This is a genomic window from Cryobacterium breve, from assembly GCF_027594785.1.
GTDB classification, from domain to species: Bacteria; Actinomycetota; Actinomycetes; order Actinomycetales; family Microbacteriaceae; genus Cryobacterium; species Cryobacterium breve_A.
In genome coordinates, this window is sequence record NZ_CP075584.1 from 69597 (window position 1) to 94935 (window position 25339).

At 67.8% G+C, this 25339-nt stretch carries 26 protein-coding genes and 5 pseudogenes; 25 read left to right on the forward strand and 6 right to left on the reverse strand.

The window, feature by feature from the left end; genetic code table 11:
- Nucleotides 1-114: 114 nt before the first annotated feature.
- The 23 genes and pseudogenes from KIV56_RS00365 to KIV56_RS00475 all read left to right on the forward strand — a co-directional run bounded on the left by KIV56_RS00365 (nt 115) and on the right by KIV56_RS00475 (nt 16959).
- Nucleotides 115-420 carry a flagellar FlbD family protein gene (locus KIV56_RS00365; protein ID WP_281534730.1) on the forward strand — a complete coding sequence of 102 codons (306 nt, stop codon included), beginning with the start codon at nt 115-117 and terminating at the stop codon, nt 418-420.
- Nucleotides 420-1233: pseudogene (locus KIV56_RS00370) on the forward strand (motility protein A). The gene KIV56_RS00365 and the pseudogene KIV56_RS00370 overlap by 1 nt, the downstream one beginning before the upstream one ends.
- Nucleotides 1230-2180: an OmpA/MotB family protein gene (locus KIV56_RS00375; protein ID WP_281534731.1), complete on the forward strand. Its 951-nt coding sequence runs from the start codon at nt 1230-1232 to the stop codon at nt 2178-2180. Before KIV56_RS00370 ends, KIV56_RS00375 begins: the two are co-directional and overlap by 4 nt.
- Before the next feature lie 174 nt (nt 2181-2354).
- Nucleotides 2355-2468, forward strand: a pseudogene (locus KIV56_RS00380) (hypothetical protein); the annotation flags it as partial.
- Between the two features lie 82 nt (nt 2469-2550).
- Nucleotides 2551-3204 (forward strand): FliM/FliN family flagellar motor switch protein, encoded by a 654-nt coding sequence (locus KIV56_RS00385; RefSeq protein ID WP_281534732.1) that lies wholly within the window; start codon nt 2551-2553, stop codon nt 3202-3204.
- A complete protein-coding gene (locus KIV56_RS00390) occupies nt 3201-3602 on the forward strand; it encodes a hypothetical protein (protein ID WP_281534733.1) in 402 nt (133 codons plus the stop codon). The genes KIV56_RS00385 and KIV56_RS00390 overlap by 4 nt, the downstream gene beginning before the upstream one ends.
- A 112-nt stretch (nt 3603-3714) precedes the next feature.
- Nucleotides 3715-3900 (forward strand): FliM/FliN family flagellar motor switch protein, encoded by a 186-nt coding sequence (locus tag KIV56_RS00395; protein ID WP_281536234.1) that lies wholly within the window; start codon nt 3715-3717, stop codon nt 3898-3900.
- Entirely contained in the window at nt 3901-4458 is a 558-nt protein-coding gene (gene fliO / locus KIV56_RS00400) for a flagellar biosynthetic protein FliO (RefSeq protein WP_281534734.1), read from the forward strand.
- A 74-nt stretch (nt 4459-4532) separates the two neighbouring features.
- Nucleotides 4533-5358: pseudogene (gene fliP / locus KIV56_RS00405) on the forward strand (flagellar type III secretion system pore protein FliP).
- Complete coding sequence (gene fliQ / locus KIV56_RS00410) at nt 5358-5633, forward strand: flagellar biosynthesis protein FliQ (protein ID WP_281534735.1); 276 nt, start codon at nt 5358-5360, stop codon at nt 5631-5633. The pseudogene fliP and the gene fliQ overlap by 1 nt, the downstream one beginning before the upstream one ends.
- Nucleotides 5633-6391 carry a flagellar biosynthetic protein FliR gene (locus tag KIV56_RS00415; RefSeq protein ID WP_281534736.1) on the forward strand — a complete coding sequence of 253 codons (759 nt, stop codon included), beginning with the start codon at nt 5633-5635 and terminating at the stop codon, nt 6389-6391. The genes fliQ and KIV56_RS00415 overlap by 1 nt, the downstream gene beginning before the upstream one ends.
- Nucleotides 6392-7636 (forward strand): EscU/YscU/HrcU family type III secretion system export apparatus switch protein, encoded by a 1245-nt coding sequence (locus KIV56_RS00420; RefSeq protein ID WP_281534737.1) that lies wholly within the window; start codon nt 6392-6394, stop codon nt 7634-7636.
- Nucleotides 7633-9685, forward strand: a pseudogene (locus tag KIV56_RS00425) (flagellar biosynthesis protein FlhA). The gene KIV56_RS00420 and the pseudogene KIV56_RS00425 overlap by 4 nt, the downstream one beginning before the upstream one ends.
- The gene (locus KIV56_RS00430; RefSeq protein ID WP_281534738.1) at nt 9660-10817 is read left to right on the forward strand and encodes a hypothetical protein; all 1158 of its coding nucleotides are present in this window, start codon (nt 9660-9662) and stop codon (nt 10815-10817) included. Before KIV56_RS00425 ends, KIV56_RS00430 begins: the two are co-directional and overlap by 26 nt.
- On the forward strand, nt 10814-11209 hold the full coding sequence (gene csrA, locus KIV56_RS00435) for a carbon storage regulator CsrA (RefSeq protein WP_281534739.1): 396 nt from the start codon (nt 10814-10816) through the stop codon (nt 11207-11209). Before KIV56_RS00430 ends, csrA begins: the two co-directional genes overlap by 4 nt.
- A 210-nt stretch (nt 11210-11419) precedes the next feature.
- Nucleotides 11420-12223 carry a sorbitol-6-phosphate dehydrogenase subunit gene (locus KIV56_RS00440; protein WP_281534740.1) on the forward strand — a complete coding sequence of 268 codons (804 nt, stop codon included), beginning with the start codon at nt 11420-11422 and terminating at the stop codon, nt 12221-12223.
- A 24-nt stretch (nt 12224-12247) separates the two neighbouring features.
- The gene (locus tag KIV56_RS00445; RefSeq protein WP_281534741.1) at nt 12248-14188 is read left to right on the forward strand and encodes a BglG family transcription antiterminator; all 1941 of its coding nucleotides are present in this window, start codon (nt 12248-12250) and stop codon (nt 14186-14188) included.
- Complete coding sequence (locus KIV56_RS00450; protein ID WP_281534742.1) at nt 14185-14637, forward strand: transcriptional regulator GutM; 453 nt, start codon at nt 14185-14187, stop codon at nt 14635-14637. Before KIV56_RS00445 ends, KIV56_RS00450 begins: the two co-directional genes overlap by 4 nt.
- A 3-nt stretch (nt 14638-14640) precedes the next feature.
- Nucleotides 14641-15222, forward strand: coding sequence for a PTS glucitol/sorbitol transporter subunit IIC (srlA, locus tag KIV56_RS00455; RefSeq protein ID WP_281534743.1), 582 nt, complete (start codon nt 14641-14643; stop codon nt 15220-15222).
- An 11-nt stretch (nt 15223-15233) separates the two neighbouring features.
- The gene (locus KIV56_RS00460; RefSeq protein ID WP_281534744.1) at nt 15234-15923 is read left to right on the forward strand and encodes a hypothetical protein; all 690 of its coding nucleotides are present in this window, start codon (nt 15234-15236) and stop codon (nt 15921-15923) included.
- A 41-nt stretch (nt 15924-15964) separates the two neighbouring features.
- Nucleotides 15965-16240: a hypothetical protein gene (locus KIV56_RS00465; RefSeq protein ID WP_281534745.1), complete on the forward strand. Its 276-nt coding sequence runs from the start codon at nt 15965-15967 to the stop codon at nt 16238-16240.
- 84 nt (nt 16241-16324) lie between these two features.
- Nucleotides 16325-16687 (forward strand): PTS glucitol/sorbitol transporter subunit IIA, encoded by a 363-nt coding sequence (locus tag KIV56_RS00470; protein WP_281534746.1) that lies wholly within the window; start codon nt 16325-16327, stop codon nt 16685-16687.
- 11 nt (nt 16688-16698) lie between these two features.
- Entirely contained in the window at nt 16699-16959 is a 261-nt protein-coding gene (locus tag KIV56_RS00475; RefSeq protein ID WP_281534747.1) for an HPr family phosphocarrier protein, read from the forward strand.
- A 131-nt stretch (nt 16960-17090) separates the two neighbouring features.
- On the opposite strand, the gene KIV56_RS00480 is transcribed toward KIV56_RS00475, so the two are convergent.
- From KIV56_RS00480 to KIV56_RS00500, 6 genes are all read right to left on the reverse strand, one after another.
- Entirely contained in the window at nt 17091-18173 is a 1083-nt protein-coding gene (locus tag KIV56_RS00480; protein ID WP_281536235.1) for a glycoside hydrolase family 130 protein, read from the reverse strand.
- Nucleotides 18174-18259: 86 nt separating this feature from the next.
- Nucleotides 18260-19093 carry a carbohydrate ABC transporter permease gene (locus KIV56_RS00485; RefSeq protein WP_281534748.1) on the reverse strand — a complete coding sequence of 278 codons (834 nt, stop codon included), beginning with the start codon at nt 19091-19093 and terminating at the stop codon, nt 18260-18262.
- Nucleotides 19094-19164: 71 nt separating this feature from the next.
- Nucleotides 19165-20118 (reverse strand): carbohydrate ABC transporter permease, encoded by a 954-nt coding sequence (locus KIV56_RS00490; RefSeq protein WP_432432581.1) that lies wholly within the window; start codon nt 20116-20118, stop codon nt 19165-19167.
- A 6-nt stretch (nt 20119-20124) separates the two neighbouring features.
- Nucleotides 20125-20568, reverse strand: a complete 444-nt coding sequence (locus KIV56_RS19315) for a hypothetical protein (protein ID WP_348648438.1) — start codon at nt 20566-20568, stop codon at nt 20125-20127.
- Nucleotides 20504-21430, reverse strand: coding sequence for an ABC transporter substrate-binding protein (locus KIV56_RS00495; protein ID WP_348648439.1), 927 nt, complete (start codon nt 21428-21430; stop codon nt 20504-20506). The genes KIV56_RS19315 and KIV56_RS00495 overlap by 65 nt, the downstream gene beginning before the upstream one ends.
- Before the next feature lie 171 nt (nt 21431-21601).
- Nucleotides 21602-22627: a LacI family DNA-binding transcriptional regulator gene (locus tag KIV56_RS00500; RefSeq protein WP_281534749.1), complete on the reverse strand. Its 1026-nt coding sequence runs from the start codon at nt 22625-22627 to the stop codon at nt 21602-21604.
- Nucleotides 22628-22793: 166 nt separating this feature from the next.
- On the opposite strand from KIV56_RS00500, the gene KIV56_RS00505 reads away from it, so the two are divergent.
- Both KIV56_RS00505 and KIV56_RS00510 read left to right on the forward strand, forming a co-directional pair.
- Complete coding sequence (locus tag KIV56_RS00505; RefSeq protein ID WP_281534750.1) at nt 22794-23756, forward strand: cytochrome c oxidase assembly protein; 963 nt, start codon at nt 22794-22796, stop codon at nt 23754-23756.
- 71 nt (nt 23757-23827) lie between these two features.
- Nucleotides 23828-25241, forward strand: a pseudogene (locus KIV56_RS00510) (lipase maturation factor family protein); the annotation flags it as partial.
- Nucleotides 25242-25339: the final 98 nt, after the last annotated feature.

Below are 25339 nucleotides of genomic sequence, written 5' to 3' on the forward strand. Positions count from 1 at the left end.
GCCCGGCACGCGGCATCCGCCTGCCCGCACATACCCCGAGCTAACCTTCGGCCCACGGCGACCGACAGTGGTGCCTGACGGTCGGTGTGGCCGTCGAGAAACAGGGACGGGCCCATGATCGTTGTGACACGGCTGAACGACAGCCAATTTGCGATCAACCCCGACCTGATCGAACGCATTCACGCCAGCCCCGACACGACCCTGGTCATGGTCGACGGGGCGAAGTTCATCGTCATCGAGACCCTTGACGAGATCATCGAGAAGATCGCCCGGTTCCGGGCCCACGTGATCTCGCTCGCCTCCCTCACCGACGACCGCGACTACCGGTCCGGTGCCCGATCCCTGGAGATCCCGATGGGACCGCACGCGATCGAAGACGAACTCGAACCGGGCAGCGGGCAGCGCCCGCGGAGGCTCTGATGGATCCGGCAACCCTGATCGGGATCGCCCTCGCCTTCGGCTCGATGGTCGCCATGATCACGATCGAGGGATCGTCGATCTCTTCCATCCTGCTGCCGGCGCCGATGATCCTCGTCTTCGGTGCCACGATCGCCGTCGGCATCGCCGGCGGAACCATCAGTGACGCCCTCAACGCGTTCAAGGCCCTTCCCAGCGCGTTCAAGGGCAAGACCACCCCGCCCCAGGACGTCATCGACCAGATCGTCGTGCTCGCCGAAAAGGCTCGTAGCGCAGGTCTCCTCGCGCTCGAGCAGGAGGCCGACGCGATCGACGACCCGTTCCTCCGCACGGCGTTGCAGAACATCGCCGACGGTACCGACGGAGACGAGTCTGCGGATCCTGCTCGAGGACGAGCTCTCGACCGCGACGAAACTCAGCCGGAACGCCTCGAAGTTCTTCGTGACCCTCGGAGGCTACGCCCCGACGGTCGGCATCATCGGAACCGTCATCTCGCTCACCCACGTCCTCGAAAACCTCGACACTCCCTCGACCCTCGGGCCGATGATCGCCGCCGCATTCGTCGCGACGTTGTGGGGGCTCGTCTCGGCGAACTTCATCTGGCTTCCGATCGGCAACCGCCTGAAGCGGCTCTCCGACATCGAGGTCGAACGGATGACCCTCCTGATGGAGGGCGCTCTCGCCGTCCAGGCAGGCAGCCAGCCGCGGCTCCTCGGCGAACGCCTCCGGGCCATGGTGCCGAACGCGCCGACAAAGAAGGCCGCCAAGGCGGACAAGGCAGACAAAGCCGACAAGTCGCTGTCCGAGGCAGCATGAGTGCCGGCGGCGGGCACGGCGGGGGCCGCGGGCGCGGCCGAGGTCGCGGCCTGGAGGAGGAGCACGTCGAGCACGTCGACGAACGCTGGATGGCGTCGTACATGGACATGGTCACCGTGCTGATGTGCATGTTCATCGTGCTGTTCGCGATGTCTTCGGTTGATTCGCAAAAGTTCTTTCAGCTCAAGAATTCCCTCGCGACGGGATTCGGGGCTGTCGACGTCGGCAAGATCGACACGGCCACCGGGGTTGTCGTCTCGGCCGCCAACGCCAACGCCAACGACCCGGCCGCGAAGGACCTCGGGACGGCGAGCGCGACCTCGACGTCGGCCGCGACAGCAACGGCGACGCCAGCGGCGACAGCGACGTCGTCATCCACAGCGACCCCGGCACCGACTCCCGCCCTCACCGACCTCCAGATCGCCACCCAGGAAGTCGCCGACCTCTCCTCGGTGCAGGCGGCCCTGAAGGCCGCCGTCACCGCGCAGGGAATCGACTCGATCGTGCAGTTCACGATCGACGCCCGCGGCCTGACCATCGGGCTCGTCGGCACCGACGCGTTCTTCGCCCCCAACCTTGCCACCCTGAGCCCGAAGGCGACGGCCGTCATCGACGCGATGTCGCCCATTCTTAGCGCGGACAAGCGCGAGGTCACGGTCGAAGGCCACGCCGACCGGCACGGCGTGACCGTGAACTATGCGACCGACTGGGAACTCTCCTCAGCCAGGGCGACGAGCGTGCTGCGCAGGCTCGTCGAGGTCGGCGGCGTCGCGGGGGAGCGGATCTCCGCGATCGGCTACGGCTCGACGCGTTCGGTCACGATGGCGGACTCCCTCGATGCGATGGCGCAGAATCGCCGCGTCGACGTCGTCCTGCTCTCGAGCGAACCGGATGCGGTCCGCGCGCTGATCCCGTCGATCCTCGCCGGGCAGGCGGCCGGACCCTAGTCGCGGACAACCGTCCGGCATCCCGCGAACGGCAGCAGGCACCCCGCCCAGAATTTCGCACGGATTCCCCTCGAGCTGCTTACCGGCCGGATTCACCGGCCGATAGTTGCAGTCGTGACGGTCCAGGAACAGAAGAGCATTGGCGTGCCCGCAGCGCCCGCGCGCCCGGTCGAGGTGTACGACTTCCGTCGTCCGACGACCCTCGCGCGCGAACACTCGCGCGTTCTTGAACTCGCCTTCGAGACCTTCGCCCGCCAGTGGGGCACCCAGCTGACCGCCAAGGTTCGCGTGATGTCCCAGGTCACCTGCGAACACGTCCTGATGCGCAGCTACGACGAATACGCGAGGCTCCTTGCCGTCGTCGACCGCGATGGTGCTGTGCCCGATCGGAAGCCTGACAGCCAAGGCCGTGATCCAGTTCCCGACCGCGGCGGCCCTGTCCTGGGTGAGCCACATGCTCGGCGGCAGCGAGGTTCCTCTGCTTCCCGAGCGCACCTTCACTCAGATCGAGCTCGCCCTCGTGCGGCGCCTGATGGAGGATGCCCTCGAGGACCTGCGGTACTCCCTGGGAACGCTGCTCGTCCTGCCCATCTCCTTCGGCGGCATCCAGTACAACTCCCAGTTCGCCCAGGCCGCGGCCACGAGCGACCTCGTCATCGTCGCGACGTTCTCGATGCGGGTCGGTGAGACCACCTCGACCGCCACTCTTGCGCTGCCCGCCGAGACCCTGCTTCCCCAGCTCGGGGAGTCGATCCCGGTCATCACCGCCGAGGAACAGCAGGAGAAACTGCACGCCCAGCTCGCCTGGGTTCCCGTCGACCTGTCCCTGCAGCTCAGCCCGATCCGGGTGCTTCCCAGCGTCATCCTCGGCCTTGCCGTCGGTGACCTGTTGCCCGTCCCGCACTCCAGGCATCGCCCGCTCGACCTCGTCGTCGACGGGCGCACCCTGGCCAGGGCCGCCGTCGGATCCAACGGCTCCCGCCTGGCCTGCATCGTCACCGACACCGAGGAACTGTCCCCATGAGCCCTGCCACGACCACCATCCGCAATCTCGTCGAGGCCCTGCTCGCGGTCCTGCCAACGCCCACCCGCCTGCAGGCGACCCCGTGCTCCGGAGGAGCCCTTGCCGGACGCCTCGGCGCCGGCGTCGTCGCATCCTTCGTCGGCGTCACGAGCGCCGACCTCGCGATCGTCCTGACCGACCCGCACTCGCTCGACGCCGCAGCCGGCAACGGCGCCTTTTTCGAGCCTCGACGTCCTGCGGCCTGCCCTCGACAGCGCCGCGACGGTGCTCGGCATCGGCGTGCTCGGCGCCTCCCGCCTCGAAGACGTCACGGCCCTGTTCGCGGATGCCGACACGAGCGTTTTCGAGCTCGCGAGCGAGGGCGTCGTGAGCGCCTGGTTCGCGATCCGCCTTCGTGAGAACGGCGCAGGCTCCGGCATCCCGCGCGCCGACCGACCGTCCGTCGCCGGCAAGCTCGGCCGGATCAACAGCGTCGAAATGGCCCTGACCGTTGAGATCGGCCGCACCCGGATGTCCGTGCGCGACGTGCTCGCCCTCGAACCCGGCGCCGTGATCGAGCTCGACCGTTCCGCGGGAGCCCCTGCGGACATCCTCCTGAACGGCCGCCTGATCGCCCACGGCGAGATCGTCGTCGTCGACCAGGACTACGCCGTGCGGATCACCCAGATCCTCGATGTCGCCGAAGGCCTGAGCTAGGTGGACACCCTTCTCGTCGCCCTCCGCGTCGCGCTCTCCCTCGCTGTTGTGGTCGGACTCCTCTGGGTCCTCCAGCGCCGCATGCAGAAGGGCACCCGTCGCGGCCCGAAGGCCAGCCTCGTGTCGGTCGTCGGCCGGCAGGGGCTCGGCCAGAAGGCATCCGTCGTCGTCGTCGACGTCGAGGGCCGGCGCTTCGTGCTCGGCGTGACCGAGCAGTCGGTCACCGTGCTGCACGACGCGCCGAGCCCGGCGGAGAGCTTCGCCACCACACTGCACGCGGCGGACGCGGACACGACGACGAGACTCTCCGCAGGGATCACCGCGACGGCTACCGCGGGCGCGTACGAGCCCGCGGCGAGCGTCGCGGCCGATGAAGAGGTGCTTCCCGCCCCGCTCACTTTCCGGCCCCGGCACGACCGGGGCACCCGCGCCGCAGAGTCGGCCGTGCGCGCCGAGTCGGGACCGGGCTCGTGCTCCCGGCCGAACCGCCTCGCCGGATCGATCCTCTCGCCGGCGACGTGGCAGCAGACTGCCGCGGCACTCCGGCAGGGACGGTGAACACCCGCGCCCTGCGCCCCGGCCCGCCCGGGCTCCGTGCCTCGCGCTCCGACGCCCTCCGCCGTGCGGACCGGGTGCGCTCCACCAGGCTCCTCGTGATCGCGGCACTCGTGCTCGTCATCGTCCTGTCCATCGTGCTGCTCGCCACGAGCGCGGGCCACGCGGCGACGCTCGCCCCGGTCGCCCCTGTGGACCCGGTGGCGCCGAGCACCCCGACGCCCGCCACAGGCACCGGCCTCAGCGTCGACATCAACGGCCCGGACGGGTCGCCGTCTTCGGCGATCGTGACCCTGATCGGGATCACCCTGCTGTCGGTCGCCCCGGCGCTCCTGCTGATGATGACGAGCTTCACCAAGATCTTCGTGGTGCTCGCGATGACGCGCAACGCCCTCGCGCTCCCGTCGATCCCACCGAACCAGGTGCTCGCGGGACTCGCCCTGTTCCTGTCGCTGTTCATCATGGCGCCCGTGCTGACCGACATCAACAACCACGCCCTGCAGCCCTACCTGAACGGCACGCTCTCCTTCGATGACGCGGTCACGATCGGCTCGGCGCCGCTGCGCACCTTCATGCTCGCCCACACCCGCGAGGAAGACCTCGCCCTGATGACCAGGGCCGCCGACCAGGCCAACCCGGTGAGCCGCGACGCCGTGTCCCTGCTCACCCTGATCCCGGCGTTCATGATCTCCGAGCCTGCGGGCGGCCTTCATCATCGGCTTCGTCATCTTCATCCCGTTCCTCGTCATCGACATCGTCGTCTCCGCGGCACTGATGTCGATGGGCATGATGATGCTGCCGCCGGTGATGATCTCGCTCCCGTTCAAGATCCTGCTGTTCGTGCTCGTCGACGGCTGGGGACTGATCATCACAACCCTCATCACGAGTTATCGGGGTGGCTGATGGATTCCAACGCCATTCTCGACATCGGCATGCAGGCGATCATCGTCGCGGGCAAGCTCTCCGCGCCGATCCTGATCACCGCGCTCGTCGTCGGTTTCGCCATCTCCCTGCTGCAGTCGATCACGCAGATCCAGGAGGTGACGCTCTCCTTCGTGCCTAAGGCGATCGCCGTCTGCATCGCCCTGCTCATCTGCGGGCACTGGATGATCTCCGAGATCGTCTCGTTCACGACAGCCCTCTTCGACAAGATCCCGACGCTCATCGGCGGCGGCTGATGAACATCACCCTCGACTTCACCTGGATCGAGGCCGTCATGCTCGCCGGGGTGCGACTGATCGCCTTCCTCGTGATCGCCCCGCCGTTCTCCTACAACGCGTTCCCGCTCCGGATCAAGGGCATGCTCTCCCTCGGGCTCGCCCTCGCCGTTTCGCCCGTCGTCACCCCCGGCTACGTGTCCCCGGACACCGGCGGCTTCATCCTCGCGCTCCTGCTCGAAATCGTCGTCGGCGGCATGCTCGGTTTCCTGGTTCTGATCGTGTTCTCCGCCGTGCAATCGGCGGGCAACCTGATCGACCAATTCGGCGGATTCCAGCTCGCCCAGGGCTTCGACCCGCAGGCGATGGTCAACGGCGCCATGTTCACCCGGCTCTACCAGATGACCGCCATCGCGCTCCTCTTCGCCTCTGGCGGCTACCAGCTCATCATCGGTGGCCTGGCCCGGAGCTTCACGGCCATCCCGATCGGCGGCGGAATGGACCTCGCCGCCCCGGTCCAGGCCGCAACGAACGCCGTCGGCCAGTTGCTGCTCTCCGCCGTGCAGATCGCCGGCCCGCTCATCGTCGTCCTCTTCCTGGCTGATGCCGGCCTCGGCCTGCTCACCCGGGTCGCGCCCGCGCTCAACGCCTTCGCCCTCGGCTTCCCGCTCAAGATCCTGATCACCCTCACGCTCGGGGCGAGCGCCTTCGTCGCGCTCCCTCGCATCGTGTCCGCCCTCACCGACACCGCCGTGACAACCATGCTCGGGGTGAAGTAGATGTCGGACTCCGGCGAAAAGACCGAGCAGGCCACCGACAAACGGATGAAGGAGGTCCGTGCCAAGGGCCAGCTCTCCAAGTCGCAGGACCTCACCGCGTGGATCGGCATCGGCGCCGCCGCCGCCCTCGCGCCGGTCACGATCAGCCTTGGGTCCCAGGCCGGCGCCAGCCAGCTCGACGCGCTGCACGCGATCGTCGCGAATCCGAGCCCCGAACTCGCCGAACAACTCATGGGGGACGCGTTCTCCTCTCTGGCCGGAACCCTGACCCCGATGCTCGCGACCGTGTTCGCCGTCGTCCTCATCGGCGCAGCTGCCCAGGGCGGCGTGCACCTCAAGAAACTCGAGGGCAAGTACGACCAGTTCAACCTCGTCACCGGGCTCGGCCGCACCTTCGGCGGCCAGGCGGTCTGGCAGGGTGTCAAGGCGCTGCTGAAGACCGCGGCGGTCGGTGTCGTGTTGACCCTGGTGATCCAGGGGCTCGCCCCGATCCTGATGACCGCGGGCGGTCTCCCGGTCGCCGCCTTGATCGACGCGGCAGGGGGAGGCGCAGGCTCGCTCGTGCAGGCGGCCGTCGTCTCCGGCCTTGTGCTCGCCGCCGCCGACGTCTTCGTGGTGATGCGCCGCAACCGCAAACGCACCCGGATGACCAAGAAAGAGGTCACCGACGAGAACAAGAGCTCGGAAGGCGACCCCCGGATCAAGTCGCAGCGCCGCTCCCGGCAGCTCGCCATGAGCCGGAACCGGATGATCGCATCCGTGTCGACCGCCGACGTCGTGCTCGTCAACCCGACCCACTTCGCCGTCGCCCTCCGCTACGAGCCGGGCAAGTCCGCTCCGAGGGTCGTCGCGACGGGGGCAGGCGTCATCGCCCTGCGCATCCGCGAGCAGGCGGCGAGCGACGGGGTGCCGATCGTGCGCGACATCCCGCTCGCCCGTGCACTCCACAGCGCCTGCAAGCTCGGCGACGAGATCCCGGTCGAGCTCTACAACGCCGTCGCCCGCGTGCTCGCGTTCGTGCTCGCGCTTAAGACCCGCGGCGGGGCCTCCGGCTCCGGCTACACGACGGGCTACGGCGAGGACGCCGGAGTACACACCCTCACGCCGTCCGCCCACGCCATTCCGACGGCATTCGCCGGAGCCGGAGCCGGCCCGGCCGCGCGCGCCCCCTCCCGCTCCGCCGCCGACTCTGCCTCCCACTCCGCCGCTCACTCCGCCGCTCACTCCACCGGAGGTTCCCGATGAAGACCACCCTCGCCAGGCTCGCCGTCCCGATCGGCGTGGTCGGCATCATCCTGCTCCTCGTCGTCCCGGTCCCCGCCGTGCTGCTCGACATGCTGATCATCGTCAACATCCTGCTCGGCCTCGTGGTGCTCCTCACGACCATGTTCGTCAAGAAGCCGCTCGACTTCTCGGTGTTCCCGTCCCTCCTCCTCGTGGCGACCCTGTTCCGGCTAGGCCTCAACGTCGCATCCACCCGCCTGGTGCTCGGCGACGGCTACGCAGGACAGGTGATCGCCTCGTTCGGCCAGGTCGCCGTCGGCGGGTCGATCATCATCGGCGCCGTCATCTTCCTGATCCTCGTCGTGATCCAGTTCGTCGTCGTCACCAAGGGCGCCGAGCGGGTCGCCGAGGTGGGCGCCCGGTTCACCCTCGACGCCATGCCCGGCAAGCAGATGGCGATCGACGCCGACCTCAACGCCGGCCTGATCACCGACACCCAGGCCAGGGAGCGCCGGGCGGAGGTCTCCGCGGAGGCCGACTTCTACGGCGCGATGGACGGCGCCTCGAAGTTCGTCAAGGGTGACGCGATCGCCGGAATCATCATCATCATCATCAACCTCGTCGGCGGCATCGGCATCGGGATGATCCAGCGCGGTATGTCGATCACGGATGCGATGAGCACGTATTCGCTGCTGACCATCGGTGACGGGCTCGTCACCCAGATCCCGGCCCTCCTGATGGCCGTCTCGACCGGCATGATCGTGACCCGGTCCAACGCCGAGTCCGACATCGGGGCCACCGCGTCGGCGCAGGCTCACCCAGTCCCGCAACGCGCTCATGATCGCCGGCGGCGCCGCCCTGCTGATGGCGCTCATCCCGGGCATGCCGATCCTCCCGTTCGTGGTCGCCGGGGCGAGCCTGCTTCTCGTCGCCCAGCGGATCAAGGCGAGCGAGGCACGGGAGCAGGTCAGGCAGGAGTCCGCCGCCCTCGCCGAACGGGCCCCCGTGCGCTCGGACACGCCGGAGGACCTGATCGAGTCGATGCGGGTGCACGCCCTCGAGATCCTGCTCGCGTCGGACCTCGTCGACCTCGTCTCCGGCGCCCAGGACGACCTGCTCGCCCGGGTGCGCGCCCTGCGCCGCAAGATCGCGATCGACCTCGGCGTCGTCGTTCCTCCGGTCCGCACCCGCGACAGCGTCGAATTGCCCTCTGCGACCTACGTCATCCGCATCGCGGGCGTCGAGGCCGGCCGCGGGCTCGCGCCGTCCGGCAAGGTGCTCGCCCTCGGTGACAACCTCGAAGGCCTGCCGGGCACCGCGACCGTCGAGCCGGTCTTCGGCCTCGCCGGCAAATGGGTGCCGAGCGAGATGCGGCACAGTGCGGAGATGGCCGGGGCGACCGTCATCGACCGGGTCTCCGTGCTCGTGACCCACCTCTCCTCGATCGTCACCGGGAATGCGGCGCGGCTGCTCACCCGGGAGGACGTGCGCGTGCTGACCGACGGCGTCAAGCAGGTCAACCCGGCCGCCGTCGACGACCTGATCCCCGGCATGCTCTCCCTTGCCGAGGTGCAGCGGGTGCTTCAGGGCCTCCTGATGGAGCAGATCCCGATCAACGACCTCTCCCGGATCTACGAGGCGCTCTCGCTCCGGGCGAAGGCATCGACCGACCCGGAGGGACTGATCGAGGCCGCCAGGCAGGGCCTCGGCCCGGCGTTGGCCGCCCAGTACCTCGACGACGGACTGCTCCGCGTGATCATGATCGAGCCCGGCCTCGAGCAGTCCCTGCTCGAAGGCATGCGCGCCTCGGAGCAGGGCACCCAGATCATGCTCGAACCCGCAAGGATCGACGCGATCCTGGGCTCGCTCAAGGCCTCGCTCGCAACCGTGGAGGCGAGCGGGCTGACCGCCGTGCTCGTCTGCGCCCCTGCCCTCCGCCCGGCGATCCACCGGCTCGTCTCCGCGCAGACCGGCGGGCTCCCGGTGCTGTCCTACCTCGAGGTCACCTCCGCGAACGTCGCCATCGAGACCGTGGGGGTGGTCCGTGGAACCGAAACGATTTCAGCTTGACGGTCCGACGCTTCCTGAACTCAAGGCACGCATCCTCGCCGAACACGGGGCGGATGCCCGCATCGTCTCCGCCGAACGGGTCACGGTCGGCGGCATCCGCGGCTTCTTCGCCCGCCGCCACTACGAGGTCACGGTCGAAGTGCCCGAGCGGCGCCGCCGGGCGGCGCACGCCCAGCCGGTGCGGATGGTACCGCTCGAGCGCGACGAACCGGGCGACGGTGACAGGACCGGGACCGGGACCGCGCTGCCCGGACGCGCGGCGCGGCTCGGGATCCTCGCCCTTCTCGAGGACGCCGACGGGGCCGATGATCCGGGAGCCCTCGGGAGCCCCCGAGCCTCCATCCAGACCCCGCTGCTCTCGACCGGCTCCGCGGGCTTCGCCCAGCTGATGGACGAACTCACGTTCGCCGTGTCCGAGCCGGTTCCCGAGCGAACTTCCGAAGGCTTGCCCGGGCCCGTCGGCGAACCGGGGCCGTCCGGCCTCGTGACCGAGGCCGGTGCGCCGTGGGACGCGGGGAGGTACCGGCGGCCGGCGGCCCTGTCGGCCCGTGCCGGGCATCCGGTGCCGCGACACGCGGGACAGGTCGCAGTGCCGCGGGCGTTGACGCGCCCCGGCGACCTCATCGTCCTCGTCGGCTCACCGGCGGAGACCCTTCGCATCGCGGGGATGATGGCCGCGATGGACGGGGCCGCCGAGGTACTAGTGGCCGGCTCCGTGGTGTCCGAGGGCGCTCGTCGGGTCGATGACCGGCGCTCCGCCCTCGCTGCGCGCGCCGGGGGAGTCGCCCGCGGGCGCACCTGCTTCCTCGCCTTCGGTATCGGAGAGACCCCGGGGGACCGCGAATACCTCGGCGGCGACCTGCTGATGGTCGGCGCCGACCAGACCTGGGTCGTGGTGGATGCCGGCCGCAAGCCCTCTGACACGGTCTCCTGGGTCGGACTGGTCGCCGCCGTGCTCGCGATCGACGCGGTCGCCGTCGTCGGATCCACGACGACATCATCTCCGGAAACCGTCGATGAACTGGGCATTCCGATCGGCTGGGTCGACGGGGTGCCCGCGGTCTCCGCGACGCTCGGACGTCCCGCAGCCCGCCTCCCTGACGCGCCCGATGCCCGCGCTAGGCTGGCATGATGCTGGTTCTCACGCGCAAGCCGGGGGAGAAAATCCTCATCGGCGATGACATCGTCATCACCGTCCTCGATGTGCGCGGCGACAGCATCCGCATCGGCGTCGACGCCCCGCGCGGCGTCAAGATCCAGCGCGACGAGGTCCTTCGCGCGGTCATCGAGGCGAACCTCTCCGCAAGCCGGAACGGGAGCCTCACCGACGAGGACGCCGAGGCGGCAGAAGCACACCTCAAGGCGGCCCTCGGCCTGTTGCGACCCCCGCTGGAGCGACGCCGACGCCAACAGCAACAGCAACAGCAACAGCAACGCCAGCAGCAACACCGACGCCGACCCCGACCGCGTCACCCGTCCCGCACCCGCCATTGCCGCCCCTGTAGCCACGGCATCCGCGCCTGAGTTACGGAAAGAGCACCTTCGTCGAGTCGACGAAGGTGCTCTTTCCGTAACTCAAGCGCCGTGCACCGGAACGCATCGTGACGCCCCGATGACCCGCGGGCGGCGGCTTTCCTCTTGCCGGAAAAAGGCCGTATTAATTTGTGGCGAGGCCGCCCATAGTGTTCAACCCAAGAACGCAGCACAGCAGATACGCGATCAAGGGAGACATACATGCCGAACACCTGGCTCGGACTCGAAGGAAGAGTCGTCATCGTCACGGGCGGCGCCTCCGGCATCGGCAGGGACATCAGCGCGGAACTCGTCCGGGTGGGCGCGAAGGTCGCCGTGAGCGACCTCAGTGTCACAACCGGAATCGACCCCGCGACCGGCATCCTCAACGTCGCGTGCGACGTGACGAACGCGGCGAGCGTCAGCGACATGGTCGCAACGGTCGTCGCGGAATACGGCCACCTCGACGCGCTCGTCAACAACGCGGGCATCAGCATGCCACGGATGCTCGTCGACGGCAAGCAGGAACGCCCGGAGTACGAGCTCAACGAACACGACTTCGACCTGATGTTCGGCGTCAACGTCAAAGGCGCCTACCTCGCGACCCAGGCAGCGACCAAGGCCCTGCTGAGGAACGGCGGAGGTACGATCGTGAACATCACCTCCGAAGCAGGGATGGAGGGATCGACCGGCCAGAGCTGCTACTCGGCCACCAAGAGCGCACTCAACGGCTTCACCAGGTCGTGGGCGAAAGAACTGGGTGCGCAGAACATCCGGGTCGTGGGCGTCGCCCCCGGCATCAACGAACCGACCGGGCTGACGTCGCCGGCCTATAACGAGGCACTCGCCTATACGCGCGGCGTCAAACCCGAACAACTCACGACCGACTACTCGAAGGTCATCCCGCTGGGACGACCCGGGAAACTCAGCGATATCGCCAATCTCGTTGTCTACCTGGTCTCTGACCGGGCCTCCTACATCACCGGCACCACCGTCAACATCAGCGGAGGAAAGTCCAGGGGCTGAATTCCCCCTGGACGGAAGGTCAACGTGGACAACCGTCGCACACTCAGCAGGCCGGCGCACATCATCCGGTACCTGGAAACCCGCCTCTCGGCATCGAACGATTCTCTCGCCCGCCGTTTCGGCGTCGGCCCGAAGACGATCATGAACGACATCCGCGACCTCAACCGCTCGCTCGCCGGAGCGGCGACCATCGAACTGGACACCGGCCGGTATCGCCTCTTCATCATCGACAGCGACGGGTTCTCCCGCATCCGCGAGGAGCTTTTCGAGCGGATCGATTCGTTCAACCTGCCGTCCAACCGGCACGGCTACATCTTCCGCCGGCTCGTCCAGCAGTCAGGCCCCCTCCTTATCGACGACCTCGTCGAGGAGATGAGCGTCGGCAGGAGCACGGTCATCGGAGACCTCGGCAGGCTCAAGGCACACCTGGCCCCGTACGCGCTGCGGATCGCCGGGATCCCCAACGTTGGGATCGAGCTCGTCGGCGACGAACTGCAGGTGAGGCTCTTCGTGCTCGAGAACATGTTCGAAGCCGTCTACGCCGACTACCCCCTCGATGACGAGTTCGTCGAGATCATCGAGGATGCCGCGGCGGACTACCATCTGGACGGCGCCACGACAGAATCGCTCACGCGCTGGTTCACCGTGATGATCGACCGCGTGCTCACCGAGCACGGGCTGACCGCACTGCCCGGACGATACCTGGCCCTCACGACCACGCCGGCGTTCACGCTCGCCGACGGGGTCGTCAACGCCGTCGGCCGGAGGATCCAGATGTCGATACCGTCCGGCGAATCGATCTTCCTCGCACTTCCGATCGCCGGCATGCGCACCCCCACGGACTCGCGTGCCCTCGAACAGTTTCCCTCCGGAACCGAGAACGAGGTGCTCGTCCAGAAGATCCTGGACCGGATCGACGCGGAGATGGACCTCCATGTGCCGGCCAACGCGCTCCTGAAGGAGTTCGTGCACCACATCACCTTCATGCAGAACCGGATGAAATACCAGGTGTACGTGAAGGACGTCTCCCTCGGCGACATCGAGCGCGAGTACCCGGTCGCGTTCCTGATGGCCAGGATCGCCCGGCGGGTCATCGAACAGGAGACCAGCCTGAGAGTCGTCGACGATGAACTCGGATTCATCGCCTCCTACTTCCAGGTCTTCCTCGAAGAACAGCAGGTCCACCGTGAGCCGCGTTACCGGGTCGCCATCGTCTCGACCGCCGGAATCGTCTCGGCCCGGCTGATCCAGGTCCAGCTCCAGAAGGTCATGTCCGGCAAGACCGAGTTTCAGATCCTCGCGCTCGACGCGGCCGTGCCTGCCGTTCTCGACGGCTTCGACCTCGTCGTGACCACGGCCTGGTCGGAACTCGTGACGAGCACCCCCATCATCGAACTCAGCGAATTCTTCGACAACCGGGAAATCCTCGGCAGGCTCACCCGGCTCCGCTACGACACGGACGTCGACGTTTCCCTCGCCGCCGGTGCCGACAGCATCCTGGTCTCCCTGCTCGACCGCACCCGCTTCTTTCGCCTCCCACCGGAGAAGAGCTATCGGGAGAACACCGCGTTCATGGTCGGCCGGCTCCTCGCCGAGGGCGTCGTGGACGCGGGATTCCAGGACCGCCTCGACGACCGCGAGGCGCAATCGACGATGCTGCTCGACGACTACGTGGGGTTTCCGCACCTGGGGAACGCGCTCGGCAACCGCGTCGTCTTCGCACTGGGCGTCGTTCCCCGCGCGAGCGGTGAGCCGGGGGAACGGGTCATCTTCCTGCTGGCCCTGCCGGCCAAGACCGACTATGACGACACCCTCCTCGTCAGGATCTATGACGAGGTCATCCGCCTCGCCGGCGATCACGCCGAACTCGACCTGATCTCGCAGCTCGCGAGCTACGAGGAGTTCTTCTTCCACATGGCGAGAACGCCATCCCTGAGTCACAAACCGGACGGAGAGCCGCGATGAATTTCTGGCCGATCCTGGTGGCGCTTGCCGCCGCCTACGTACTGCAGATGGCGTTCGCCTGGGTGCAGATGAAGAGCTTCACCTCCGCATACGGCGAGCTGCGGCGCAAGGGCAAGGTCGCGATCGGCATCAAGAAGGGGGCGTTCTCCTCCGGTGCGATCGTGATGCATTGCGTCGACGACGCCGGCGACATCCTGGACAGCCGGAGGATCTCCGGCGTCACCGTCTTCTCGAAGTTCCGGGTCCTTCCCGGCTTCGAGGGCAAGAACATTCGGACGACCTCCGCGAACGACTGTCGGCAGCAGCCGAAAAGCGTTCGCAAGGCGACCGACAACGCACGTGAGAACTACATCACGATCAGGGCAGGGGGGACGGTCGCGGAACCGGAGAGCCCATTGGGCAAACTGGCGACCCGGGTCTCGTCCCTCTTCACGAAAAGAAAGGAGTGAGCTGTGGATATTCTTGGATTCCTCGTGCAAGGCGCACAGCTTTTCATTGGGCTGTTCCAAACCGGCGCGGCCACGTTCATCAGCTGGATGCAGACGATCGTTCCGGTGGTGCTACTACTGCTCGTCGCAATGAACTCGCTGATCCGGCTGATCGGAGAGGACCGGGTCAACCGGTTCGCGAGCAAGGCCGGCGGCAACCCGCTGATGCGGTACATGGTGCTTCCCTTCGTCGGGTCGTTCCTCCTGGCCAACCCGATGGTGCACTCGCTCGGGCGTTTCATGCCGGAGCGCTACAAGCCCAGCTATTTCGCAAGTGCAGCATTCTTCTGCCACACCAGCAACGGCATCTTCCCGCACATCAACCCGGGTGAACTGTTCATCTGGCTCGGCGTCGCCGCCGGTGTGCAGAAGCTCGGCCTCGATGCCGGACCGCTCGCGATCCGTTATCTCCTGGTCGGCCTCGTGCTCAACTTCCTCTGCGGCTGGGTCACCGACCTCACCACGGCGATCGTGATGAAGCAGCAGGGCGTCATCCTCAGCAAGACAGTCCGCACGCAAGATAGCTCCGTCATGGCGATGGGTTAGGAAGAACGATCATGGTCGAATATCACGGAGTCGTGATTACCAAGGGCAGCGGCGGGTTCGGCGGCCCGCTCACGGTCACCCCCACCGAAACCAAGAACAAGCTCGTATACATCACCGGCGGCGGTGCGAAGCCCGACGTTGTCGACAAGATCGTGGAACTGACCGGGGCCATCCCCGTCAACGGTTTCAAGACCTCGGTGCCGGACGACGAGACCTTCGCGGTCGTCATCGACTGCGGCGGGACGCTGCGCTGCGGGATCTATCCGAAGAAGCACATTCCGACGATCAACATCATGCCGACCGGCCGCTCGGGCCCCCTGATGCAGTACATCAAGGAAGACATCTACGTCTCCGCGGTCGGCCCGGCGCAGGTGCGAAGCCTCTCGGCGACGAACGAAGCCGCCCCGGAGGTCGGCGCTGAGCCCGCGGCGCGCACCTACACGTACTCGACGGACAAGAAGATCTCGGAGACCCTCGCCCAGCGACCGAATCAGTCGTTCGTGCAGAAGATCGGCCTCGGCGCCGGCAAGGTGGTCAACACCTTCTACCAGGCCGCGCGTGACTCCGTGCAGACCATGATCAACACGATCATTCCCTTCATGGCCTTCGTCGCGATGCTGATCGGAATCATCCAGGGCTCGGGGTTCGGAAACTGGTTCTCCGGTTTCCTCGCCCCCTCGCCGGCAGCGGCCTGGGCCTGATCCTGCTCGGCTTCATCTGCTCGCTGCCGTTCCTGTCGCCGTTGCTCGGCCCCGGCGGCGTCATCGGGCAGGTCATCGGCACCCTGATCGGCGTCGAGATCGGCAAGGGCAACATTTCCCCGAGCCTCGCCCTCCCCGCGCTCTTCGCCATCAACACCCAGAACGCCTGCGACTTCATCCCGGTCGGCCTCGGACTGGCCGAAGCGGAACCCAAAACCGTGGAAGTCGGCGTCCCGTCCGTGCTGTACTCCCGCTTCTTCACCGGAGCACCCCGGGTCGCCCTGGCCTGGCTGGCCAGCATCGGACTCTACGTCTAAGAATCATCGCAGCGGGGTCCCGCACCTGCGGGGCCCCGCCGGCTCACGAAACAGCATCCGTTCGCACAACCGAAAGAAGTCGTCATGCCAGTCATCTATCACACCGTCGTCGGGGAAATCGGTGACGCCGTCGACTCCTTCCTTGACGAGGGAATGTTCATCCTGTTCGGGCAGGGCGCACCGGACGCGCTCAAGGACTATTGCTACATCGTCGACGTCACGGCGTCGACGGGCGCCATTGTCGCCGGTCAGTCGCTCCGCCTCGACGACGAGTCATACACGATCACCGCCGTCGGGGAGGTCGCCCGGCAGAACCTCGACGGGCTCGGCCACATCACGGTCGTCTTCAACGGGGCGACGAACGCGAAAATGCACGGGTCCGTCTATGTGGAGACGGCCACGCCGCCGAAGTTGAGCGTCGGCAGCGTCATCACCATCGAAGACTAGGACGATCGGTCATGAGGTCAGTGAGCGCGACGGTGCGCATCCCGCAGGGGATCCACGCGGCGATCGCGCACGGGTTGCACCGTGAGGCCGGCCGATTCGAGAGCAGCCTCTTCCTGAAGCACGGCGCCCGGACCGCGAGCCTCGGCAGCATCGTCGCGATCCTGGCACTCGGCGTCGAGCGGGGTGCGGAGATCGAGATCCTCGCCGACGGAAGCGATGAGGCTGCGGCCCTGGTCGCCATCGTCGGGTTCCTGGACGAGCTTGCGACCTGACGGGCCGGGCCGGTCTCTCGGGGCCCGATTCGCGGTATCCACCCGTGAATCACGGAAAGAGCACCTTCGCCGAGTCGACGAAGGTGCTCTTTCCGCAACTGGGCGGATGTTCCGAACGGGGGGTTCCGGAACTATCCGTCAGTCGGGTCCAGGGTGGTGCGGTCCAGGCGGGCGACGCCGATCTTCGAGTCGGCCATCCCGTAGAAGACGTACTTCTGGCCGTCGATCTCCTCGATCGCGGTCGGGAAGACCACGTTCGGCACGATGCCACTGAGCTCGTCCGGCGTTTCGGCCTTCAGGAGCGGTTCGCTCGTGCGTTGCAGGATGATGGTCGGGTCGTCCGCGTCGAGGATCATCGCCCCCGCCGCGTAGTTCACCTTCTGCTGCTGTGAGAACGCGCCGTCGATCACGCCCGTGACGCCGTGGTGCAGCAGCAGCCAGCCCTCCGGTACCCGCAACGGAGCGGGGCCGCCGCCGATCTTGAGTTCCTCGAAGGCGAACTCGGGCCCGGCGAGGAAGCGGTGGCCGCTCCAGAACGCGAGCTTCGTCACGTCGGCGAGCACGTCCTCGACCGGCACGTAGCTGATCCAGATGCTCTGCCTGGTGTCGGTGACCCCGGCGGGCACGCGGATGCCTTCACCCGGCTTGACCTCGCCGAGGTCCCACATCGGGCGGTGCAGCACCGCGAAGGACTCCACACCATTCGGGCCGGTGACGGGCTCGGGGAAGAAGACGGTGTCCTTGTTGTGGAAGAGGTTGAGGTCCATGTCGAGGGCTTCGTCGAAGGCGAAGAGCACCGGGCCGAGCCTGCGCCAGCCGCGGAGGTCGGAGGAGACCGCGAGGGCCGTGCGCGGGCCGAGCGGCCCGTAGGCGACGTAGGTCATCACGTGCAGGCCGAGCCGCGGGACGAAGGTGACGCGCGGGTCTTCGACGCCGGCATTGTGGGCGCCGCGTTCCCAGCCCTGGTCGGGTTCGAGTACGACTCCCTCGCGCTCGACGCCCGTCGGCACTCCGTCGGTGATGACCACGCGGGCGAGTCCGACCCGGGAGACGTTGCCGGTCGCGACGAGGCGCGGCAGCAGGTACAGGGTGCCGTCTGGCGTGTGCCCGGAGCCGGGGTTGAGCACGCCCTCCGCCTCTTGCGCATTGCCCGGTTCCGGCGTCATGACGACGCCCATCCGGGTGAGGCGATACGGGAATGCCGCGCCGGGCATCCGCTGCCGGGCGGCGGCGTGCGGAACGTTCCCCGGGGAGGGGGCGGACGAACGGATGGGGGATGCTGCAGTGGAATCGCGCATGACTAGCCTTTCACGCCTGAACCGATGTCGGTCGAGACGAAGTGTCGTTGGAAGAGGATGAAGAGGATGACGGCCGGGCCGGCGAGCACGCAGGCGCCGGCGAGGACCGCTCCGAAGGGATTCGCCGCGGAGGCCGCGACGGTGCTGATGTAGTTGGCGAGGGCAACCGCGAGGGGCTGCATCGAGGCCGGCTTGGTGACCAGGAACGGCCAGAGGAATTCGTTCCACGGGCCGATGAAGGTCAGCAGCACGACGGTGAGCAGGGCGGGGCGCACGAGCGGGAGGGCGATCCGCCAGAGGAGCACGACCTCGCCTGCCCCATCGATCCTGGCCGCGTCGAAGAGCTCGCGGGGGACCTGGAGGAAGTACTGCCGGAAGATGATCACCGCCGTCGAGTTGATCGCGAACGGCAGGATCATCCCGAGGTAGTTGTCGGCGAGGCCGTAGTCCCGCGCGATCATCACGTAGAGCGGGATCATCAGGAGCTGGAACGGAACGACCTGCACGAGCAACACGAGCGCGAAGGTGATCCCGCGGCCGCGCCACTGCAGCTGGGCGAGCGCGTAGCCGACGAGCACCCCGAAGACCAGGGTGCCAAGGATCACGCCGCCGGTGAAGATGCCCGAGTTGAGCAGGGTCTGCATCAGGTTGACCCGGCTGTTGATGTCCGCGTAGTTCTCGAGGGTCAGATTGGCCGGGTTCGGGAATGCTCCCGCGATGGAGGTGTCCGGCGACTTCTGGAGGGAGCCGACGATCATGTAGTAGAACGGGAACAGGAACGCCACGGCTCCGATGGTGAGCACGACGCCGCGGAGGATGTTCTGTCCGCGGCTCATGCCGCTGGTCGTGCGCCTTCCTGGTGCGCGCGTGCTGATCGTACCTGTGCTCGTGCCTGGTGTGCGCTCACTCATGATTCGTCACCTCCGGCGACCTTGCGCTGGATGAAGGCGAGGATGAGCACGCCGATCACCAGGATGATGCCGATCGCGGACGCGGTGTCGGGGTTCCCCTGCTCGATGCCCTTCTGGTACATCAGCAGCACGGGTGAGGTCGACGCCCCGTTCGGGCCGCCGCCGCCGGTGAGGAGGTACGGCTCGGTGAAGAGGTTCGCTCCCGTCACGGTGGAGAGCAGCAGCACGAGCACCGTCGCCGGGCGCACCCCGGGGATCGTGACGGAGAAGAACTTGCGGATCGCACCGGCACCGTCTGTCGAAGCGGCCTCGTAGAGCTCGGTCGACACGCTTTGCAGCGCGGCGAGGTACAGCAGGATGTAGAAGCCGAGCTGCTTCCAGGTCACGAACAGGGCGATCGTGGGCATCGCCCAGGTCGGGCTGATCAGCCAGGACGGGTCGGGGGCGAGCGGGCCGAGGATCTGGTTGACGAGGCCGCCGCCGCTGAAGAGGAAGAGCCACACGCCGACGACCGCGACGCTCGCGGTGACGTATGGCACGTAGTACGCGACCCGCAGGAAGGTGCGGCCGCGCACGGCCTTGTTGAGTGCCGTCGCGAGGACGAGCGAGAGCACGACGGTGAGCGGCACGTTGATCAGCAGGAAGATGCCGACGTTCCCGAAGGAGCGGATCACGGCCGGGTCGGAGAGCACCTCCTGGAAGTTGTCGAGGCCAACGAACGGCCGGTCGACCTGGGCGCCGGGGGCGGCGAAGAAGTAGTCGTGGAAGGCCATGTACACCGCGAAGACGAGCGGGTACGCGAAGACGGCGATCACGAAGACGAGGTAGGGAGCGCTGAGCAGGAGCCCGATCGGGTTCCGGCCCAGCCACGGGCGGCGCCGGGTGGCCCGCCCGCCGGGAGCCCGGTTGGGGCTCCCGGCGGACGAGGTCCGCGATGCGGTGACGGTCACGAGGTGCTACTTGCTCGAGACCAGGGTGTTGATCTTGTCTGCCGCGCCGCCCAGGGTGGAGGCGATGTCGCCCTGGCCGAAGATGACCGACTTGGAGTAGGCATCCCGGAAGGTCTGCCATACCTCGACCGAGTTGGACACGTTCGGCACCTCGACGGTGCGCGCGGCCTGGTCGCCGAAGGCGACGTAGGCCGGGTTCGCGGCGAAGTAGTCCGGGTACGTGGTGGTGAGGTCAGAGCGGATCGGCATCTGGCCGGTCAGGCTGAGCAGCTGGCCGTCCTGCGCCTTGCTCGTCGAGAACTTCAGCACATCCCAGGCGGTGCCCTGGTTCTTGCACGCGGTGTACATGCCGACGTTCTTCGCGTCACTGAACGTGTAGGTCTTGTCAGCGGATGTTCCTGCGCTCGTCGGCACTGGAACGGCGCCCCAGTTGACCTTGTCCTTGTACACCGGAACCGCCCACGGTCCCACGATCGACATCGCGGCCTTGCCGTCTGCGAAGGAGTCGCCCTGGTAGAGCCTCCTTGTTCGCGAGTCCCTCGGTGTACATGGTCTTCCAGAACTCGGCGACCTTGGCGCCCTCGTCGCCGGTGAACGTCGCCTTGCCGTCTTCGACGAGCCGCTTGCCCCCGGTCTCGGCGGCGTACAGCGGGTAGAAGTCGAACCAGCTCTGGTAGAACTCACTCGTCGGGGACGGGTAGATCGCGTTCGCCGCGGCCCCGCTGGAGACCAGGGCGCGGGAGGCGGTCAGGAACTCGTCGTACGTGGCGAGCTTCGGGTTCTCCGGGTCGAGCCCGGCCTTGGCGAACATGTCCTTGTTGTAGAAGATCATCACGGGGTTGGACTTCCAGGGCATCTGGTAGAACTTGCCGTCGGTGGACTCGTACTGGGCGGCGGTGTCTCCCGAGCGGGCCTTGATGTAGGCGTCGCCGTCGGAGAAGCTGCTCAGGTCGACGAGGCCGCCCTGCTTCTGGAATTGCGGAACCGCAACGGGGGCCGTGTTGTACACGAGGCACGGTGCGTTTCCTGCCGTGATGGCGGCGCCGATGACTTCCTCGCTGCTCTTGCCGGCTGGGATCTCCTGCGCGGTGACGGTTTCGTTCGGGTGGTCGGCGTTCCAGGCGGTCACCATCTGCTTGCCCCAGGCGATCTCCGTCGCGTTGTTCGAGTACCAGATCGTGATCGGGCCGTGGGCAGTCGTGGCCGCTCCCGCCGCGCCGCCGCCTGACGAGCAGGCGCCGAGGGCGAGGATGACGGCGGCCGATGCCGCGGTCGCGGCGAGGACTCGCCGGGTTCGTGCTGTGCTGTGCATGGTTTCTCCATTCATTCCCCGCGGCAGCTCTGCCTCGGGTGTGTTTCGGGTGGTGCTGCATGCAGGGGCAGGGCATGCGGGACGACTGCGTCGGACGCGAGGCCGGTGCAGGATCGGAAGGTGCGGTGCGTGCGGTAGCGGATCGGAGGGGGAGTGGGGGTCGTGCGGCAGCTAGGGCCGCAGTGGGGTACCGGCGGAGCCGCGGATGACGAGACGGCCGGCCGGAAGATCGACGTCGGGTGCCGTGCCGAGCGCCATGAGGTCGAGAAGGGTTCGGCCGGCGGCCCGGCCCCAGTCGCTCGGGGCGGTGCGCACCGTGGTGAGCGCCGGGAAGACATACCGGGTGAAGTCGATGTCGTCGAAGCCCGTGATCGAGACGTCGTCCGGTACGCGCAGGCCGAGTTCGTGCGCGACACCGAGGCCGGCGATGGCCATCGGGTCGTTGGCGAACACGATCGCCGTGGGCGGCGAGGCCTGGGTCAGGAGCCTGCGGGCGGCATCCGCCCCCGCTGCGACGGAGAAGTCGGTCTCGATGGACTGGCCGGCCGGGAGCCCCGCCTCGCTGAGGGCATTGTCGAAGGCGGCCCGGCGGCGGCTGCCATGCAGGAGTGCCGGGCTGCCGGCGACGTGGGCGATGCGGCGGTGGCCGAGGGAGATGAGGTAGCGCACGGTTTCGGCGACGCCGGGGGTGTCGTCGACCGAGATGCACGGGAAGGGGCTCTGGGTATCCGGCCGGCCGAGGGTGACGGCGGGAAGGCCGAGTTCCTGCAGCAGCGGGATGCGCGGGTCGTTGTGCCGGAGGTCACTCAGGAAGACCCCGTCGACGCGGCCGTCGGAGACGAGTGACCGGTAGGTGCGCATCTCCGTCTTCTCGTCGGGGACGACGCTCAGCACGAGGGCGAGGCCCTGCGGGGCGAGGACGGTCTCGACGCCGGCGATGAACGAGGGGAAGAACGGGTCGGAGCCGAGGACTTCAGGGTCGCGGGCGATCACGAGGCCGAGCGCGAAGGAGCGCCGGGTGGAGAGCGACCTGGCGCGAAGAGAGGGGGTCCAGCCGAGCCGCTCGGCGATCTCGAGGATGCGGATGCGACTTTCGGCGGAGACGCCGGGCCGGTCGTTGAGGGCGAAGGACACGAGGCCCTTGCTGACGCCGGCCTCGCGGGCCACGTCGGCGATGGTCACCTTGGGCTCACTCATCGTGCCTCCTCATCGATAGCACCCGTTCGTGCGTCTTCTGAACCGGTTTAGGCAAACCTATACCGGTTTAGTCGCCCGCGTCAACCATCCGTCCGGCACATTCGCGCCGCCCCCTCCGCGAGAGCGGAGTTTTGGCCCTTTAAACCCGAGGTTTAAAGGGCCTTAAGTGCGCTCTCGCGAGAGGGAGAAGACGCATAATGGGACGGGCACCGGACTTCCCGGCGCGCATCAGCCAGAATGGTCGCTCACGCCTTCCTTCCTCGACTTCCTCGGCACCGCCTCGTTCGATCCGGTCGCCGGCGCGGGCATCCTTGTCGCCGCCGCGCTCTATCTCCTCGGCATCCGCGCCGCCGGTCGCCGGGGGACCGCCTGGCCGCTCCTCCCGACCCTCGGCTTCTTCGTGCTCGGGCTCGGCTCCTGGGCGTGGGTGTCCTTCGGCTTCCTCGGCGCCTGGAGCGTCGACCTGCGGTGGGCGTTCACCACCCGGATCGCGCTCCTGCTCTTCGTGGTCCCGGCGCTGTTGAGCCTCGGTCGACCCGTCGAGCTTGCCCGGGCGGCGCTCGCGGGGCGGGCGCTGCGCGGGGTGAACGCCGTGCTCGGGTCCTGGTTCGTGCGGCTGGTCGGCAACGCCGTCTTCGCCCCACTCTTCGCGATCGCCGCGTTCCTCGTCTTCCTGACCCCGTTCGCCTTCGTGCTGCGGAGCAATCCCGCGGCGGAGGGGAGCCTGACGCTGCTCGTTCCGCTGGTCGGACTGCTGATGGTGCTGCCGATCACCGACCACGCCCTCATCCGCACCAGCCTCTTCATCACCGCCGAGTTCATGCTCGCGTTCGTCGAACTCGTGATGGATGCCATCCCCGGCATCCTGCTGCGTCTCAACGAGACCGTGCTCGACGGGGCCCCCGCGCTGGTCGGGTCGTTCCCGGCCTGGTTCCCTTCGCCGCTCTGGGACCAGCACTTGTCCGGTGACTTCCTCTGGTTCATCGCGGAGGTCGCGGATATCCCGGTGCTGATCATCCTGTTCCTGCGCTGGAACCGCACCGACCGGCACGAGGCTAAGCAACTCGACGAGCTCTCCGACGAGGAGATGGCCGCACTCACGGCCGAGCACTTGCGCCGCGCACCGTGACCCTGCCCTGCCCTGCCCTGCCCTTCCCGACCCTGCCCTGCCGGGCCAGGCGGGGCTAGGGTGACTTCACGATGGATCTCCTCGGTGCCTTCTTCGAGGCCGGCGACTACTCGATAGCGCGGCAGGTTCTGCAGCGCGGAGTGGCAGCGGTCTTCCTCGTGGCGTTCCTGTCCACCGCCAACCAGTTCCCCGCGCTGCTCGGGGATCATGGCCTGCTGCCGGTGCGCGACTGGGTGTCCAGGCTCCGGTTCCGCGACGCTCCGAGCCTGTTCCACTGGCGGTACTCCGACCGGATGCTGCGGGTGCTGGCCTGGGGCGGTGTCCTGCTGGCCTCGACCCTCGTCATCGGCCTGCCGCAACTGGGCCCGCCCTGGCTCCCGATGCTCGCCTTCCTGCTGCTCTGGGCCGGATACCTGTCGATCGTCAACGTGGGGCAGACCTTCTACTCCTTCGGCTGGGAGAGCCTGCTGCTCGAAGCCGGGTTCGTCGTCGCCTTCCTCGGGTCGAACGAGGTGGCCCCTCCGCTCACGATCATGGTCTTCGTGCGTTGGCTCGTCTTCCGGCTGGAGTTCGGCGCCGGCATGATCAAGATGCGCGGCGGCCCGGAATGGCGTGACCTGACCGCCCTGACCTACCATCACGAGACGCAGCCGATGCCGAATCCGCTCAGGCTCGTTCGTGCACCGGCTGCCGGCCTGGTTCCACCGCGGCGAGGTGCTCGGCAATCACGTCGCGCAACTCGTGGTGCCGTTCTTCCTGTTCGCGCCGCAGCCCGTCGCATCCCTGGCCGCCGCTCTGCTCGCCCTGACCCAGCTGTGGCTCGTGGCCACCGGTAACTTCGCCTGGCTGAACTGGATCACGATCGTGCTTGTCTTCGCCGCCGTCGACGACCGCGCGTTCCGGACGGTTTTCCCGTTCCTCCCCGGCGGCGCGGGCGAGACCTCGGCAGCCGTGCCCGCCTCCCCGCCGTGGTTCGTCGTGCTCGTGCTCGCGGTCACCTTGCTGCTCGTGGTGCTCAGCTTCTGGCCCGCCCGCAACCTGGTCGCCCGCAGGCAGCTGATGAACGCGAGCTTCAACCGGTACCACCTCGTGAACGCCTACGGGGCCTTCGGCACCGTCACGAAGAAGCGCTACGAGATCGTCGTCGAGGGCAGCGCCGCCGAAGACCCCGGCGACGAGACGGCCTGGCGCCCGTACGAATTCCACGGCAAACCGGGCGACCCCGCCCGCCTTCCCCGCCAGTTCGCCCCGTATCACCTACGGCTCGACTGGCTGATGTGGTTCCTCGCCCTGGGCGTGCGCGACACCCGGTGGTTCGAAATGTTCCTGGTGCGCTTGCTCGAGGGCGACCGGCCCACCCTGCGGATGCTGCGGGTCAACCCGTTCCCCGACGCCCCGCCCCGGTATGTGCGCGCCCGGCTGTTCCGCTACCGCTTCGCCACGGGCGCGGAGAAACGCGTGACAGGGGACTGGTGGGTGCGTACTCACCGACCGGGTTCTACGTGCACCCGGTCGCCCTCCCGGGAGGCCCGCATGCCTGAGACGGCGCCGTCCCGGCCGCGAGCGTCCACCGACCCCGTGAG

Excerpts from the sequence above, each read along its gene's own strand:
- KIV56_RS00365 (WP_281534730.1), top strand. The coding sequence starts at position 115 with ATGATCGTTGTGACACGGCTGAACGACAGCCAATTTGCGATCAACCCC.
- KIV56_RS00375 (WP_281534731.1), top strand. The coding sequence starts at position 1,230 with ATGAGTGCCGGCGGCGGGCACGGCGGGGGCCGCGGGCGCGGCCGAGGT.
- KIV56_RS00385 (WP_281534732.1), top strand. The coding sequence starts at position 2,551 with ATGGTGCTGTGCCCGATCGGAAGCCTGACAGCCAAGGCCGTGATCCAG.
- KIV56_RS00390 (WP_281534733.1), top strand. The coding sequence starts at position 3,201 with ATGAGCCCTGCCACGACCACCATCCGCAATCTCGTCGAGGCCCTGCTC.
- KIV56_RS00395 (WP_281536234.1), top strand. The coding sequence starts at position 3,715 with ATGTCCGTGCGCGACGTGCTCGCCCTCGAACCCGGCGCCGTGATCGAG.
- fliQ (WP_281534735.1), top strand. The coding sequence starts at position 5,358 with ATGGATTCCAACGCCATTCTCGACATCGGCATGCAGGCGATCATCGTC.
- KIV56_RS00415 (WP_281534736.1), top strand. The coding sequence starts at position 5,633 with ATGAACATCACCCTCGACTTCACCTGGATCGAGGCCGTCATGCTCGCC.
- KIV56_RS00420 (WP_281534737.1), top strand. The coding sequence starts at position 6,392 with ATGTCGGACTCCGGCGAAAAGACCGAGCAGGCCACCGACAAACGGATG.
- csrA (WP_281534739.1), top strand. The coding sequence starts at position 10,814 with ATGATGCTGGTTCTCACGCGCAAGCCGGGGGAGAAAATCCTCATCGGC.
- KIV56_RS00440 (WP_281534740.1), top strand. The coding sequence starts at position 11,420 with ATGCCGAACACCTGGCTCGGACTCGAAGGAAGAGTCGTCATCGTCACG.
- KIV56_RS00450 (WP_281534742.1), top strand. The coding sequence starts at position 14,185 with ATGAATTTCTGGCCGATCCTGGTGGCGCTTGCCGCCGCCTACGTACTG.
- KIV56_RS00460 (WP_281534744.1), top strand. The coding sequence starts at position 15,234 with ATGGTCGAATATCACGGAGTCGTGATTACCAAGGGCAGCGGCGGGTTC.
- KIV56_RS00470 (WP_281534746.1), top strand. The coding sequence starts at position 16,325 with ATGCCAGTCATCTATCACACCGTCGTCGGGGAAATCGGTGACGCCGTC.
- KIV56_RS00475 (WP_281534747.1), top strand. The coding sequence starts at position 16,699 with ATGAGGTCAGTGAGCGCGACGGTGCGCATCCCGCAGGGGATCCACGCG.
- KIV56_RS00480 (WP_281536235.1), bottom strand. The coding sequence starts at position 18,173 with ATGCCCGGCGCGGCATTCCCGTATCGCCTCACCCGGATGGGCGTCGTC.
- KIV56_RS00485 (WP_281534748.1), bottom strand. The coding sequence starts at position 19,093 with ATGAGCCGCGGACAGAACATCCTCCGCGGCGTCGTGCTCACCATCGGA.
- KIV56_RS00495 (WP_348648439.1), bottom strand. The coding sequence starts at position 21,430 with ATGCACAGCACAGCACGAACCCGGCGAGTCCTCGCCGCGACCGCGGCA.
- KIV56_RS00500 (WP_281534749.1), bottom strand. The coding sequence starts at position 22,627 with ATGAGTGAGCCCAAGGTGACCATCGCCGACGTGGCCCGCGAGGCCGGC.